The sequence below is a fragment of the Streptomyces showdoensis genome (genome assembly GCF_039535475.1).
Classification (GTDB): domain Bacteria; phylum Actinomycetota; class Actinomycetes; order Streptomycetales; family Streptomycetaceae; genus Streptomyces; species Streptomyces showdoensis.
Window position 1 is genome coordinate 3,668,971 of record NZ_BAAAXG010000026.1, and the last position, 13,246, is coordinate 3,682,216.

Consider the following 13,246-nt stretch of genomic DNA (forward strand, 5'->3'; position numbering starts at 1 on the left):
GCGAGGTCCGACCCCGGCGGTGGGGGCGCCCGCCGGGCCGGCGCCGGTGGTACCGGCCGCACCCGCCCCTCAGCGGCAGCGCGGGGTCGTCCACTCCAGGCGGGTCCGGGTGCGGGGGTCCGTCACGTGCTCCAGGGCGGCCAGGGCCGTCTCGCGTGCGGGGCCGTCCGGGTCGGCGTCGGCCAGGATCCGCGCCAGCGCCTCCACGGCGCGCGGGTCCTGACGGATCGCCAGGCCCCGGGCGGCCTCCGCCGCCGTCTCCGGATCCGGGTCGGCGAGCCGCGCGGCAAGGGCCTCGCGCAGGGCCGGGGTGTCGTCGGGGAGTTCGGCGAGCGCCAGGGTGGCCCAGTCCCGGACCCGGGGCTCGGGGTCCCGGCTCAGCCCGGCCAGCACCCCGGCCGCCCCGGCGTGCCCCGCCGGCACGAGCCCGGTCAGCGAGGCGGCCGTCTGCCGCCGCACCTCGCCGTCCGGGTGCGCGGCGAGCCCGAGCAGTCCGGGCACGGCGCTCGCGTCCGCGCACTGCCCGAGCGCGACGGCGAGGGAGAGGGCGGGCTCGCGGGGGACGGCTGCGTCCGGCACGGCGGCGGCCACCTCCTCGGCCAGCCGCCGCAGCACCGGCAGCGCGCCCTCCGCGTGGCCCGGCAGGGCGGCGAGGACCTGGACGCCCAGGGCGCGGCGGAGCGGGTCGGGGGCGGCGCACCAGTCGGCGGCGGCCGCGAGGACGGCCCCGTCGGCGCGGGCCGCCAGGGCGGTGACCGCCGTCGTCCAGTCGTCCTGGGCCGGGTCGCCGCAGCGCAGGGCGCGCCCGGCGAGCTCCTCGTGCGGGGTGCGGACGCCGAGGGCGCCCTCCAGGAGGGTGGCGATCGCCGCGTGGCCGGTCTGGCGTTCGTCGCCGCGGGTCGGCGCGCCGTCCTCGCGCAGCAGCTCGACGACCACGGTCACCCCGCCGTCCTCGGGCACCCGCCGCACCACCGCCTCGTAGGTGTCCCCGGCACCCCCGCCCTCGACCAGCCCGCGCCGCAGCACGGCCGCCATGTCCGCGCCGATCCACCGCCGGGCCTCGTCGAGCGCCTCCGGCCGGCTCCCCGCGCCGTGTTCGAGCAGCGCCCGCACGCAGGAGGCCGAGCCGCGCCGGGCGGCGGCCACCAGCGGGGCGAGCCCGTCGGGGCCCGGCCGGTCCGGGGCCGCGCCCGCCTCCAGCAGCTCGCGCACCACCTCCGTGTGGCCGAGCCGGATCGCCCAGGCCAGCGCGGTGAAGCCGTAGCCCTCCTCCTGGTCCGGGTCCGCGCCCGCGGCGAGCAGGGCCCGCACCACCTCGGCGTGACCCCCGCAGGCCGCCCCGCACAGCGGCAGGTCGGCGCCGTCCTCGCCGCCGTGCCGGGCCGGGTCGGCGCCGGCCGCGAGCAGCAGCCGGACGGCCACCGGCTGATTGCCGACGGCGGCCCGGTACAGCGCGGTCTCGCCGTCCTCCACGGTCTCGGGGTCGGCCCCGTCCCGCAGGGCCCGCACCACCCCGTCGTCGTTCCCGTTCCACAGCGCCTCGAACAACGTGCTCATGCGCCCGACCCTCGCCCGAGTCGCCCGAACGGCGCAAATCCATTACGTGGCCGACGGCCGGACACGCCGTCAGGCACCCCGTCAGGGCGCGCACTCCAGGACCGTGGCGCACACCCCGCACCGGGCCCGCACCCGTCCGCGGCCGGGTGCCAGCCGCAGCCGCTGTCCGCACACCGGGCAGGGGAAGACGCCGTCCCCGACGGCCCGGGCGCGCCGCCGGGCGGCCCAGCCGGCGCCCGCGAGCGGCGGGCGACGCCAGTCGCGGGCGGCCTCCTCCCGGCCCCGCACCCAGGCCTCGTACGCCACCGCGCTGGTGAACCACGGGGAGGGGTCCTCGCCGAAGACCTCGGCCCGTTTGGCGAGGACGTAGCCGAACTCCTCGGGCGTCAGATAACCCAGCTTCTGGCTGGACACGCCGTCCTGCCGGAACGCGTCGAGCAGCAGCCAGCCCGCGCCGAGGTAGGTGGTGACGACGTCGGTGAGGATCTCGTTCTCGGCGGTCGTGGGGAAGGCGAGCCCCAGGCGGTGCAGCAGCACATGGGTGATCTCGTGGGCCAGGGCGGCGCCGATGTCCCGGCGGTGGGCCGGCCGGGCGAAGCGTTCGTTGAGCTCGACGAAGTACTCCGGTCCGGCCGTCAGTTCGACGCCCGCCGCGTGCTCCATCGCGCGGAAGCTCACCACCATCCGGGCCTCCGGCAGCCGCAGGTGCCGGACGAGGGCGCGGGCCGCGGCCTGGGCGCCGAGGTGAAGCCCCTCCAGGTCCTCGACGGCGACGTCGGAGGCCGGGACGCTCGTCCCGTACCGGTGCACCCCGTCGGGGGAGAGGCGCCGGTAGAGCGCGCGGATGGCGGCCCGGACCGTGTCGAGGTGCGGGAACCCGTGGACGACACGGGAGACTTCATCGCTGTGCGGCATCCCGGACCACCCCCTGCCGTCCAGGGTACGGGCGGTGGGTCCGTCGTCCCTGGGCCTCCCTCGTCTGGCCGAAAAGGACTTCTTGTGACCCCCGTCGAGCACTGTCCATAATCCGGACCACGTCTTGACGGGCTCATGCCATCAAGATCAACCCCCCATGAAAGAAGGCAGTCGCATGCAGAAGAACAGTCTGGTCCGCGCGCTGCAGAAAATCGCCGCGGCCGGCGCCGTCGTCCTCGCCGCCGTCAGCCTCCAGCCCACCACCGCCTCGGCCGCGCCCGCGCCGGTCGTCGGCGGCACCCGCGCCGCCCAGGGCGAGTTCCCCTGGATGGTCCGGCTCTCGATGGGCTGTGGCGGTTCCCTGATCACCCCGCAGGTCGTGCTCACCGCCGCGCACTGTGTGAACGGCTCCGGCGCCAACACCAGCATCACCGCCACCGCCGGCAACGTGGACCTGCAGTCGAGCAGCGTCATCAAGGTCAAGTCGACCAAGGTCTACCAGGCCCCCGGCTACAACGGCCAGGGCAAGGACTGGGCCCTGATCAAGCTCGCCTCGCCGATCAGCAGCCTGCCCAACCTGAAGATCGCCGAGACCACCGCGTACAACAGCGGCGACTTCACCGTGGCCGGCTGGGGCGCCACCCGCGAGGGCGGCGCGCAGCAGCGCTACCTGCGCAAGGCGGTCGTCCCGTTCGTCTCGGACGCCGACTGCCAGTCCGCGTACGGCAGCTCCCTCGTCCCCGGCGAGGAGATCTGCGCCGGCTACAACCAGGGCGGTGTGGACACCTGCCAGGGTGACTCCGGCGGCCCGATGTTCCGCAAGGACAACAACAACGCCTGGATCCAGGTCGGCATCGTGAGCTGGGGCGAGGGCTGCGCCCGGGCCGGCTACCCCGGCGTCTACACCGAGGTCTCGACCTTCGCCTCGGCCATCAAGGCGGCGGCGGCCACGCTGTAACGGACACGTCCGCGGTACCGGTGCCCGGGGCGCGCAGCCCCGGGCACCTCCGCGTCCGCGCCGCTCCCGCCCACGGGCCCGGTCCGCCCGCGCCCGGTCCGTCGGACCCGGTCCGCCCGGTCCGCCCGCGCCCGGTCCGCCGCCCCGGCCCGCCGAGCGCTTCCTCCCGCCCGCGCCGGGCGCGCCCGCTACGCCAGCTCCACCGCGTCCCCCGCGCCGCCCTCCAGCTCCAGCACCCACACCTCGTTCGCGCCCTCCCGCAGCACCGGGCCCGGCACGAACAGGGACTCCTGCGGGCCGGCGTTCCAGTAGCGGCCCAGGCAGAAGCCGTTGACCCACACGAAGCCGCGGGTCCAGCCCGGCAGCCGCAGCGCCGCGTCCCCCGGGGACGGGACCGTCACCGCGGCCCGGTACAGCCCCGGGCCGCACTCCACCGTGACCGGGACGAACGGGACCTCGTCCACCGTCGCCGCCGCGAAGGCGTCGAGCCGCAGCCCCCGGGCCCGTACCCCGTGCAGGTACTGCCGCTCGTGCCGGATCCCGCCCGTGACGCCCTTCGGCTCCGCCAGCCGCGGCCCGTAGTTGACCCGGCCCAGCGACTCCACCCACAACTCGACCACCGCGGGCCCCGCCACCGGCTCCGGCAGCGTGGCCTCCTCCGTGTCGAGCACCCCCGCGAGGGCCCCGTCCACGTACACCGTGGCCCGGTCCCGCAGCCCCGTCACCACCAGCGGGTACGGCTGCCGCGGGCCCGGCACCCGGACCCGGTAGCGGACCAGGCCCCGGTCCACGCCCAGCTGCTCGAAGGTCGGCGGCACCGGCGAGACCGCCTCCGCGTCCCCGAGCACCGCCAGCACCTCCGCCAGCGGCGCCCAGCCCTCCGGGACACCCGCCGCGGGCCCGCCGATCCGCGCCGGCGGCTCCGGCACCTCGGGCAGCGGCCCCTCCGCGTAGTCGGCGAGCACCTCGCGGAAGCGCCAGAACTTCTCCGTCGGCAGCCCCGCCTCGTCGACCGGCGCGTCGTAGTCGTAGGAGGTGACCGTCGGCCGCAGCGCCCCCTCGTGCTCGTGCCCGGCCCGGTTCGCCCCCGCCCACCCGGCGAAACTGGTCCCGCCGTGCGCCATGTAGACGTTCACCGAGGCCCCGCACTCCAGGATCTCCCGCAGCGCCCCGGCCGCGTCCGCCGCGTCCCGCCCGACGTGCTCCGTGCCCCAGTGGTCGAACCAGCCGCACCAGAACTCCATGCACATCAGCGGACCGGACGGCCGGTGCCGCCGCAGCGTCGCGAACGCCTCCCGCGCGCCCGAGCCGAAGTTCGCCGTCGCCAGCACCCCCGGCACCGAACCGCCCGTCAGCATGTGGTCCTCCGGGCCGTCCGAGGTGAACAGCGGCACCCCCACCCCGCAGGCGAGCAGCAGGTCGGCGACCCGCCGCAGATAGCCGGTGTCGGTGCCGTAGCTGCCGTACTCGTTCTCCACCTGCACCAGGACCACCGGACCGCCCCGGTCGACCTGACGCTCCACCACCTGCGGCAGCAGCCGGCGGAACCAGCGCTCCACGTGCGCCAGGTACTCCGCGTCGTCCGTGCGCACCCGCCGCCCCAGCGGGCCGGTCAGCCAGTGCGGCAGCCCGCCGTTCTCCCACTCGGCGCAGATGTACGGGCCGGGGCGCACGATCGCCCACATCCCCGCGCGCGCGACCGCGTCCAGGAACCGGCCGAGGGCGTCCACGTCCCCGTACCGGCCGGGCTCCGGCTCGTACAGGTTCCACGGCACGTACGTCTCGACGCAGTTGAGGCCCATCGCCCGCAGCATCCCGAGCCGGTGCGCCCACTGCTCCTCGTGCACCCGGAAGTAGTGCAGGGCCCCCGAGAGCAGCCGCACCGGCCGCCCGTCGAGAAGAAAGTCCTCGTCACCCACCACGAACTCGCTCATGCGCCTCACCTTCGCCCCCTGGCGGCGGACCGGTCCATGGACAAAGATCGTCGCAGTTTGGACCTTCAGTAGGGCGCTGGGGAGGCTGCCTCGCGATGTACCACACCTGGATGCGCTACTTCACGCCCGGACCCGTCCACCACCGGCTCGGCCTGGTCTGCCTCGGCGTCGGACTCCAGCACGGCACCCTGCCCACCGTCGGCCCGCGCACCCTCGACCACCACGTCGCCGTCCTGGTCGGCTCCGGCAGCGGCTGGTACCGGGGCCCCGACGGGCGCCGCACCACCGTCACCGCCCCCGCCGTCATCTGGCTCACCCCCGGCGTGCCCCACCACTACTCAGCCGACCCCGGCACCGGCTGGGACGAGGCCTTCGTCGACTTCACCGGGCCCGCCACCGCCACCTACACCGAGCTCGGCTACATCGAACCCGACCGGCCCGTGGTCCCCCTCGCCGACGCCGCCCCGGCCCGCGCCGCCATCGGCCGCATCGCCCGCGCCGCCCGCCCCGGCAACCCCCTCCTGGAGGTCGAGACCGGCGCCGCCGTCCACGAGCTCCTGGTCGCCCTGCGCCGCGCCCGCGCCGACACCAACGCCGACGGCGACCCCGTCCTCACCGCCCTCGCCCGCGACGCCTTCAGCCGCCTCACCGTCGCCGAACACGCCGCCCGGCACGGCATGACCGCCGCCGAGCTGCGCACCGCCGTCCGCCGCGCCGCCGGCTGCAGCCCCAAGGACTACCTGCTCACCGTCCGCCTCGGCCGCGCCAAGGAACTCCTCGCCGGCACCGAGCTGCCCGTCGCCGCCGTCGCCCGCCGGGTCGGCTACGACGACCCCGCCTACTTCTCCCGCCTCTTCACCCGCCGCGTCGGCACCGCCCCCATCCGCTTCCGGGAGCAGCAGGGCAGGACCGTCCCCGGCGGCTGGAGCACCACCGTTCCGGATCCCGAACACCCGCCCACGATCCTCCCGAGATCCGGATAGGGTCGCTGCTCATGAGCGAGTCCAGCGACACCCGCGCCACACCGGACACCGGCACCACCGGCGACAGCCGCCCGAGCGGCCCCCGCGGTGCCATCGATCCCTCCGTCACCGCCGAGCTGACCCGGCTGCGCGAGAGCATCGACAACATCGACGCGGCCGTCGTCCACATGCTCGCCGAGCGCTTCAAGTGCACCCAGCAGGTCGGCGTCCTCAAGGCCGAGCACGACCTGCCGCCCGCCGACCCGGCCCGCGAGGCCCGGCAGATCGCCCGGCTGCGGGAACTCGCCGGGAGCGCGAAACTGGACCCGGCCTTCGCGGAGAAGCTGCTGAACTTCATCATCGCGGAGGTCATCCGCCACCACGAGACGATCGCGGACGGAGCACGCTGATGGCGCGCGTCACCGTATTCACGCTGGGGGGAACCATCTCCGCGCGGGGCGGTGACGCCGCCCGCATGACCGGCACCGAGGTGCTCGCCGGGCTCGGCCTCACCCCCGAGGGCGTCGAGGTGGAGCTCCGGGACTTCCGCCGGGTGCCCAGCTCCTCGCTCTCCTTCGAGGACCTCGCGGCCCTCGCCGAGGAGGTGCGCGCCACCGTCGCCGCCGGCTCGGGCGCGGTCGTCGTCCAGGGCACCGACACCCTGGAGGAGACCGCCTTCCTCCTCGACCTGCTGTGCACCACCGAGGAGCCGATCGTCGTCACCGGCGCCATGCGCCGCCCCGACCTGCCCGGCGCCGACGGCCCCGCCAACCTGGCCGCCGCCCTCGCCGTCGCCGCCGACCCGGGCTGCCGCGGCCTCGGCGTGCTCGTGGTGCTCGCCGACGAGATCCACGCCGCCCGCTTCGCCCACAAGGCCCACACCACCTCCGTCGCCACCTTCACCTCACCGGGCGCCGGCCCGCTCGGCGCCGTCGTCGAGGGCGAGCCGCGGATCCTGCTCCGCCCCGCCGTGCCCACCCGGCTCTGCCCGCTCACCCTCGACCCCTCCGTGCGGGTGGCCCTGCTGACCCTCTCCCTCGGCGACCGCGGCGAACTCCTCGACGCCGTCGCCGACCGGTACGACGGCCTGGTCGTCGCCGCCTTCGGCGCCGGCCACGTCCCCGCCGGGCTCGTCGAACCCCTCGCCGCCCTCGCCACCCGCATCCCGGTCGTCCTCGCCTCCCGTACGGGCGCGGGCGCGACCCTCTCGCACACCTACCGCGGCCCCGGCTCCGAGTACGACCTGCTGCACCACGGCCTGGTCCCGGCCGGCCCGCTCGCCCCCGCCAAGGCCCGGCTCCTGCTGCACGCCCTGCTCTCCAGCGGCGCCAAGGGACCCGCCGGATACGACCGGCCCCGCATCTCGGCGGCCTTCGCCCATCTGGACGGCGCGGGCCTGGCGTGACCCCGGCGTTTCCGTCGGGACCCCGTTCCCGCGGCGCCCCCCGGCATCCCCCGGCATCTCGTCGGGACCGTGATCCCCGACCCCCCTGCCCCGGCCGGGGGGCATCAGGCAGCATGGGCCCATGTCCGTACTGACGCGCGACGAAGCGCAGACCCGTGCCCAGCTCCTCGACGTCCACCGCTACACCGTGGACCTCGACCTCACCACCGGCGACGAGACCTTCGAGTCCACCAGTCTCATCCGGTTCACCGCCCGCACCGCCGGAAGCACCTTCGTCGAGCTCAAGCCGGACGCCCTGCACTCCGCCGCCCTCGACGGCGAGCCCCTCGACACCGCCGCCCTCGACGGCAACCGCCTGCCGCTCGTCCTCACCGAGGGCGAGCACACCCTCAGCATCGCCGCCACCATGCGCTACTCCCGCACCGGCGAGGGCATGCACCGCTTCACCGACCCCACCGACGGCGAGACCTACGTCTACACCCAGCTGTTCATGGAGGACGTCCAGCGCGTCTTCGCCGCCTTCGACCAGCCCGACCTCAAGGCCGTCTTCGAGATCGCCGTCACCGCCCCCGAGGGCTGGACCGTCCTGTCCAACGGCGTCACCGAGCGCGGCGCCGACGGCCGCTGGACCGCCGCGCCCACCGCGCTGCTCTCCACCTACTTCGTCTGCGTCGCCGCCGGCCCCTGGCACTCCGTCCGCACCGAGCACGCCGGACTGCCCTTCGGCATCCACTGCCGCCGCTCGCTCGCCCCCCACCTCGACGCCGACGCCGACGAGATCCTCGACGTCACCAAGGCCTGCTTCGACCGCTACCACCGGAAGTTCGACGAGCCGTACCCCTTCGACTCGTACGACCAGGCCTTCGTCCCCGAGTTCAACCCCGGCGCCATGGAGAACCCCGGACTCGTCACCTTCCGCGACGAGTTCGTCTTCCGCTCCGCCGTCACCGACACCGAGCGGATGACCCGCGCGATGGTCATCGCCCACGAGATGGCCCACATGTGGTTCGGCGACCTCGTCACCCTGCGCTGGTGGGACGACATCTGGCTCAACGAGTCCTTCGCCGAGTACATGGGCTTCCAGACCGTCAACGAGGCCTGCTCCGACCGCTTCGCCGACACCTGGATCGACTTCGGCGCGACCCGCAAGTCCTGGGGCTACGAGGCCGACCAGCGGCCCTCCACCCACCCCGTCGCCCCCGACCCGGACGCCGTCCCCGACACCGCCTCCGCCCTCCTCAACTTCGACGGCATCTCCTACGCCAAGGGCGCCTCCGCACTGCGCCAGCTCGTCGCCTGGATGGGGGAGGAGGACTTCCTCGCCGGCATCAACATCCACTTCAAGCGCCACAAGTTCGGCAACGCCACCCTCGCCGACTTCATCGACAACCTCGCCGCCGCGACCGACCGCGACGTCCACGGCTGGGCCGAGCAGTGGCTGCGCACCACCGGCGTCGACACCCTCACCCCGCGCGTCGAGGGCGCCGGCAGCCAGTGGCGGCTCACCGTCGACCGCGAGGGCAGCCGCCCGCACCGCGTCTCCGCCGGCGTGTACGACCTCGACGCCGCCGGCGCCCCCGTGCTGCGCGCCCGGCACGAGCTCGACGTCCCGCAGGCCGCCCCGCTCGACCTCACCGGCCCGCGCCCGGCGCTCGTCGTCCTCAACGAGGGCGACCTCACCTACGCCAAGATGCGCTTCGACGGGGTGTCGGAGGAGACCGCCCTGCGCAGCCTCTCCCGCATCCCCGACGCCCTCACCCGCGCCGTGGTCTGGAACGCGCTGCGCGACATGGTCCGGGACGGCGAGCTGGAGCCCGCCGCCTACCTGGAGGCCGCCGCCGCGCACCTCCCCGGGGAGACCGAACTCGCCGTCGTCCAGGGCGTCCTGGGCTTCGCCCGCGGCCAGATCGCCGACCGGTACGTCTCCGCCGCCGACCGCCCCGCCGCCCTCGCCGCGATCCGCGGCATCGCCCGCGACCTGATGCGCCGCACCGAGGACGGCGACGCGCCGGGCCTGCGCCTCACCGCCGTCCGCGCCTACGTCGACAGCGCCACCACCCCCGAGAAGATCGCCTCCTGGTTCGAGGACGGCACCGTCCACGGCGGCCCCGAGCTCGACCCCGAGCTGAGATGGCGCATCCTCGCCCGTCTCGCCGTCCTCGGCGCCACCGACGAGGCCGCCATCGCCGCCGAGCTCGACCGCGACCCCAGCGCCACCGGCCAGGAGGGTGCCGCCCGCTGTCGCGCCGCCCTGCCCACGGAGGAGGCGAAGGCCGCCGCCTGGGCGTCCATGTTCGACTCCGACGACCTCTCCAACTACCTGTTCACGGCCACCGCCCAGGGCTTCTGGAAGCCCGAACAGGCCGAGCTCCTGCACCCCTACGTGGCCCGCTACTACCCCGCCGCCCTCGCCCTCGCCGACCGCCGAGGCGCCGCCATGGCCGAGGCCGCCGGCCGCTGGGCCTTCCCCGCCGACGCGGTCGACGCCGACTCCCTCGCGCTCGGCGAGCGGCACCTCGCCGAGGACAAGGCGACCCCGGCCCTCCACCGCAAGCTCGTCGACCAGCTCGACGACCTGCGCCGCGCGCTGAGGGTCCGCGGCTGACCCTCCGGACCGCGGGGGACGGCGCCCTTCCCGCAAGGGCACCGTCCCCCGTTCGGGTCATACGACTGCACTCTCCGGACAAACCCCCAGAACCCCCGGCACCCTGTCGTCCATGCGTGCCGCACCCCTCGCCGGAGGCACCCCCGGCCCCGACGACCTCCGACCCCTCCTCGACACCGTCCTCGACGCCCTCCGCTCCGGCGCGGCGGACCGCGGCGGCCCCCTCCCGGCCGGCGGGCCGGGAGCGGTGGCCCACCGGGTGCGGGAGGCGCTCGGGGAGGCGCTCCCCGAGCGCGGCACGGGAGCCACCGAGGCCCTGGCCGCCGTCGTGCGCGCGGTCACCGCCGGCGCCGCCGACCCGGCGCACCCGCTGTGCGCGGCGCACCTGCACACCCCGCCGCTGGCCCTCGCCGCCGCCGCCGACCTCGCCGCCTCCGCGCTGAACCCGTCGATGGACTCCTGGGACCAGGCACCCGCCGCCTCCGTACTGGAGGAGCTGGTCACGGCCGCCCTCGCCGCCGAGGCCTTCCCGGCCGCCCCCCGCCCCGACGCCCTGGTCACCACCGGCGGCACCGAGTCCAACCAGCTCGCCCTGCTCCTGGCGCGGGAACGCGGCGGGACGGTGCAGCCGGTCGTCGGCGCCAACGCCCACCACTCCTTCCGTCGCGCCGCCTGGCTCCTCGGCCTGCCCGAACCGGTACTCGTACCGGCCCCGAACGGCACCATGGACCCGGCGGCCCTGGAACAGGCCCTCACCGAGCTCCGCGGGCCGCTCCTGGTCGCCGCCACCGCCGGCACCACCGACGCCGGCCTGATCGACCCGCTCCCGGAGATCGCCGAGCTGTGCGCCGCGCACGGCGCCGAGCTCCACGTGGACGCGGCCTACGGCGGCCCGCTCCTCCTCAGCGAGCGGCACCGCCCGCTGCTCGCGGGACTCGACCGGGCCCGCACGGTCACCGTCGACCTGCACAAGCTGGGCTGGCAGCCGGCCGCCGCCGGGCTGCTCGCCGTCCGGGACGCGGACGACCTCGCCGTCCTCGGCCACCGCGCCGACTACCTGAACGCCGACGACGACACCGAGGCCGGACTGCCCGACCTCCTCGGGCGCTCCCTGCGCACCACCCGGCGGCCCGACGTCCTCAAGACCGCCGTCACCCTGCGCGCCCTCGGCCGCTCGGGACTCGGCGCCCTCGTCGACGCCTGCATGGCGCTCGCCGGGGACCTGGCCGAGCTGGTCGAGAAGTCCCCGGGCCTGGAGCTGTACGCCCCGCCCACCCTCACGACCGTCCTGTTCCGCCCGTACGGCGCCTCCGACGAGGCCGTCGCCGCGATCCGCCGCACGCTGCTCGCCGAGGGCCGCGCCGTCCTCGGCCGGGCCGCGGCCGACGGGCGGCTCTGGCTCAAGGCCACCCTGCTCAACCCCCACGCCACCCCCGGCGACCTGGCACAGATCCTCACCCTCGTGGAAGGCGGCACCGACCGATGACCGGCAGCACCCCCCAGCACGACCTCGACCGCCCGCTCGACCTCGTGGGCGTCGGCATCGGCCCGTTCAACCTCTCCCTCGCCGCGCTCGCCCAGGGCGTTCCCGGCGGCCTGGCCACCGCCTTCTTCGAGCAGCGGCCCTCCTTCCAGTGGCACCCCGGCCTGCTCATCGAGGGCGCCACCCTCCAGGTCCCCTTCCTGGCCGACCTGGTGACCCTGGCCGACCCGGCCAGCCCCTGGAGCTTCCTCAGCTACCTCAGGAGCCGCGACCGGCTCTTCCCCTTCTACTTCGCCGAGAAGTTCCACATCCAGCGCGCCGAGTACGACGCCTACTGCCGCTGGGTCAGCGGACTCGTCCCCGGACTCCACTTCGGACACCAGGTCGATTCCGTCCGCTGGAACCCCGAACGGCGGCTGTTCGAGGTCGACTTCACCCAGCTCGACGCCGACGGCGAGGCGGAGGCGCTCGGCCGCGCCTACGCCCGCAACGTCGTTCTCGGCGTCGGCACCGAGCCGTACGTCCCCGAGCCGCTGCGCCCGCTCGCCGACGCGCCCGGCGTGCCCGTGATCCACTCCGCCGACTACCTGACCCACCGCGAGAGCCTGCTCGCCGCGGGGCACGTCACCGTCATCGGCTCCGGCCAGTCGGGCGCCGAGGTCTTCCTCGACCTGCTGCGCGCCCGCCCCGAGGGAGCCGAGAAGCTGCACTGGCTGGCCCGCAGCGAGGCCTTCGCGCCCATGGAGTACTCCAAGCTGGGCCTGGAGCACTTCACCCCCGACTACACCCGCTACTTCCACGCCCTGCCCGAGCCGGTGCGGGGCGAACTGGTGCCCCGCCAGTGGCAGCTGCACAAGGGCATCGACGCCGACACCATCGCCGCCATCCACGACGAGCTCTACCGCCGCACCCTGCACGGCGGCTGGCCGGACGCCGTGATCACCCCGGGGGTCCGGGTCCGCACGGCCGGCCGGGTCGCCACCACCAAGGTCGAGCTGCACCTGGAGCACGCCCAGCAGAACTCCCGCTCCCGGCTCACCACCGACGCCGTGGTGCTGGCCACCGGCTACCGGGAGCGCCGGGTCGACCGGATGCTGGCCGGCCTCGACCCGTACCTGCGGCACGACTCCGCGGGCCGGCCCCGCATCGACAGCGCGTACCGGCTGGTGCTCGACGACTCGGTGACCGGCTCGGTCTACGTCCAGAACGCGGAGAAGCACACCCACGGCGTCGGCGCCCCCGACCTGGGACTCGCCGCCTGGCGCAGCGCCGTCATCCTCAACGCGGTCACCGGCAAGGAGCCCTACCCGCTGCCCCGCAGGACCGCCTTCACCACCTTCGGCCTGGACGCGCGCGAGGCGCCGAGCATTCCGGCCCAGGGCCAGAAGCTGACGCCTCTCACACAGAACGTCTGAGCCCGGACGGGG

10 protein-coding genes are annotated in these 13,246 nt (G+C 75.4%); 7 read left to right on the top strand and 3 right to left on the bottom strand.

Annotated elements, in window-relative coordinates; genetic code table 11:
- Nucleotides 1-69: 69 nt before the first annotated feature.
- Complete coding sequence (locus ABD981_RS29830; protein WP_046907068.1) at nt 70-1,557, bottom strand: ankyrin repeat domain-containing protein; 1,488 nt, start codon at nt 1,555-1,557, stop codon at nt 70-72.
- An 81-nt stretch (nt 1,558-1,638) separates the two neighbouring features.
- Nucleotides 1,639-2,472 carry a zinc ribbon domain-containing protein gene (locus tag ABD981_RS29835; RefSeq protein ID WP_046907069.1) on the bottom strand — a complete coding sequence of 278 codons (834 nt, stop codon included), beginning with the start codon at nt 2,470-2,472 and terminating at the stop codon, nt 1,639-1,641.
- A gap of 175 nt (nt 2,473-2,647) precedes the next feature.
- Here ABD981_RS29835 and ABD981_RS29840 point away from each other — a divergent pair, with 175 nt between their 5' ends.
- The gene (locus tag ABD981_RS29840) at nt 2,648-3,430 is read left to right on the top strand and encodes a S1 family peptidase (RefSeq protein WP_046907070.1); all 783 of its coding nucleotides are present in this window, start codon (nt 2,648-2,650) and stop codon (nt 3,428-3,430) included.
- 188 nt (nt 3,431-3,618) lie between these two features.
- Here the strand turns inward: ABD981_RS29840 and ABD981_RS29845 are convergent, their stop codons facing one another.
- Nucleotides 3,619-5,364, bottom strand: a complete 1,746-nt coding sequence (locus ABD981_RS29845; protein ID WP_046907071.1) for a glycoside hydrolase family 35 protein — start codon at nt 5,362-5,364, stop codon at nt 3,619-3,621.
- 95 nt (nt 5,365-5,459) lie between these two features.
- Between ABD981_RS29845 and ABD981_RS29850 the strand changes: the two genes are divergently transcribed.
- The 6 genes from ABD981_RS29850 to ABD981_RS29875 all read left to right on the top strand — a co-directional run bounded on the left by ABD981_RS29850 (nt 5,460) and on the right by ABD981_RS29875 (nt 13,234).
- On the top strand, nt 5,460-6,347 hold the full coding sequence (locus tag ABD981_RS29850; RefSeq protein WP_046907072.1) for a helix-turn-helix domain-containing protein: 888 nt from the start codon (nt 5,460-5,462) through the stop codon (nt 6,345-6,347).
- An 11-nt stretch (nt 6,348-6,358) separates the two neighbouring features.
- Complete coding sequence (locus ABD981_RS29855; RefSeq protein WP_240495169.1) at nt 6,359-6,736, top strand: chorismate mutase; 378 nt, start codon at nt 6,359-6,361, stop codon at nt 6,734-6,736.
- Nucleotides 6,736-7,731, top strand: coding sequence for an asparaginase (locus ABD981_RS29860; RefSeq protein ID WP_046907073.1), 996 nt, complete (start codon nt 6,736-6,738; stop codon nt 7,729-7,731). The genes ABD981_RS29855 and ABD981_RS29860 overlap by 1 nt, the downstream gene beginning before the upstream one ends.
- 121 nt (nt 7,732-7,852) lie before the next feature.
- Nucleotides 7,853-10,336, top strand: coding sequence for an aminopeptidase N (gene pepN / locus ABD981_RS29865; RefSeq protein WP_046907074.1), 2,484 nt, complete (start codon nt 7,853-7,855; stop codon nt 10,334-10,336).
- Between the two features lie 112 nt (nt 10,337-10,448).
- Entirely contained in the window at nt 10,449-11,822 is a 1,374-nt protein-coding gene (locus ABD981_RS29870) for a pyridoxal phosphate-dependent decarboxylase family protein (RefSeq protein ID WP_046907075.1), read from the top strand.
- Nucleotides 11,819-13,234 carry a lysine N(6)-hydroxylase/L-ornithine N(5)-oxygenase family protein gene (locus ABD981_RS29875; RefSeq protein ID WP_046907076.1) on the top strand — a complete coding sequence of 472 codons (1,416 nt, stop codon included), beginning with the start codon at nt 11,819-11,821 and terminating at the stop codon, nt 13,232-13,234. The genes ABD981_RS29870 and ABD981_RS29875 overlap by 4 nt, the downstream gene beginning before the upstream one ends.
- Nucleotides 13,235-13,246 lie beyond the last annotated feature (12 nt).